Below are 2,014 nucleotides of genomic sequence, written 5' to 3'. Positions count from 1 at the left end.
GTACCGGTGCTCCCGGTGCCGGTGGCGGCGCTCCGGCCGGTGGTGGCTTTGGTAAGGGCGGTCGCGGTCGCGGCGGCACCCAGGGCGCCTTCGGTAAGGGCGGCGCAGGCCGTGGCAAGCAGCGCAAGTCGAAGCGTGCCAAGCGTCAGGAACTGGAGCAGATGAGTGCTCCGTCGCTGGGTGGCGTGAGCGTACCCCGCGGCGACGGCAACACCGTAGTCCGGCTTCGCCGTGGCTCGTCCATCACGGACTTTGCCGACAAGATCGAGGCAAACCCGGCAGCACTGGTGACGGTCCTCTTCCACCTCGGCGAAATGGCCACGGCCACGCAGTCGCTGGATGAAGAGACCTTCGCCCTGCTCGGCGAGGAGCTTGGCTACAAGCTCCAGGTTGTGTCCCCGGAGGACGAGGAGCGCGAGCTGCTCTCCACCTTCGACATCGACTTCGACGCCGAACTGGAAGCCGAAGGCGATGAAGACCTCGAGGCACGTCCTCCGGTTGTCACCGTCATGGGTCACGTTGACCACGGTAAGACCCGACTGCTCGATGCCATCCGCAAGTCCGACGTTATGGCGGGCGAGCACGGCGGTATCACGCAGCACATCGGTGCCTACCAGGTCACCCACGCCCACGAAGGCATCGATCGCAAGATCACCTTCATCGATACTCCGGGCCACGAGGCGTTCACCGCCATGCGTGCCCGTGGTGCGAAGGTCACCGACATCGCCATCCTGGTGGTCGCAGCGGACGACGGCGTCATGCCGCAGACCGTTGAAGCCCTCAACCACGCCCAGGCGGCCAACGTGCCGATCGTCGTGGCCGTGAACAAGATCGACAAGGAAGGCGCCAACCCGGACAAGGTCCGCGGCCAGCTGACCGAGTACGGCCTGGTTCCGGAAGAATACGGTGGCGACACCATGTTCGTGGAGGTCTCTGCCCGCCAGAACCTGAACATCGACGAGCTCCTCGGCGCCGTTCTGCTCACCGCAGACGCTGCCCTGGACATGCGCGCCAACCCGAACAAGGACGCCCGCGGTATCGCGATTGAAGCCAACCTGGACAAGGGCCGCGGTTCCGTGGCCACCGTCCTGGTTCAGTCCGGTACCCTGCACGTCGGCGACACCATCGTGGCAGGCACGGCCCACGGCCGCGTCCGTGCGATGTTCGACGACGACGGCAGCGCCCTGACCGAGGCCGGCCCGTCCCGCCCCGTGCAGGTGCTGGGTCTGTCCAACGTCCCGCGCGCCGGTGACACCTTCTTCGTGACCGCTGACGAGCGTACCGCCCGCCAGATCGCCGAGAAGCGTGAAGCTGCCGACCGCAACGCCGCCCTGGCCAAGCGCCGCAAGCGCATCAGCCTGGAAGACTTCGACCAGGCCGTCGCCGATGGCAAGATCGACACCCTCAACCTCATCCTCAAGGGTGACGTGTCCGGTGCCGTGGAAGCCCTCGAAGACGCGCTGCTCAAGATCGACGTCGGCGAGGGTGTCCAGCTCCGCGTCATCCACCGCGGTGTCGGTGCGATCACGCAGAACGACGTCAACCTGGCAACGGTCGACAGCGCCGTCATCATCGGCTTCAACGTCAAGCCCGCCGAGCGTGTTGCCGAACTGGCAGACCGCGAAGGCGTGGACATGCGCTTCTACTCCGTCATCTACGCAGCAATCGATGACATCGAGGCAGCCCTCAAGGGCATGCTCAAGCCGGAGTACGAAGAGGTCCAGCTTGGCACCGCCGAGGTCCGCGAAGTGTTCCGTTCCTCCAAGTTCGGCAACATTGCAGGCTCGATCGTCCGCTCCGGTGTTATCCGGCGCAACGCCAAGGCCCGCATCAGCCGCGACGGCAAGATCATCGGTGACAACCTCACCGTTGAGACGCTCAAGCGCTTCAAGGACGACGCAACCGAGGTCCGCACGGACTTCGAGTGTGGTATCGGTCTTGGCTCGTTCAACGACATCACCGAAGGTGACATCATCGAGACCTTCGAGATGCGCGAGAAGCCGCGCGTCTAAGT

The 2,014-nt window shown here is 65.1% G+C and carries 1 protein-coding gene; it reads left to right on the top strand.

Annotated elements, in window-relative coordinates:
• A partial coding sequence (infB, locus tag LQV45_RS28295; protein WP_230010262.1) for a translation initiation factor IF-2 occupies positions 1-2,012 on the top strand: 2,012 nt, incomplete at its 5' end.
• Positions 2,013-2,014: the final 2 nt, after the last annotated feature.

This window comes from Microbacterium sp. Bi128, from assembly GCF_918698205.1.
This window is presented reverse-complemented; position numbering and strand designations above follow the sequence as displayed.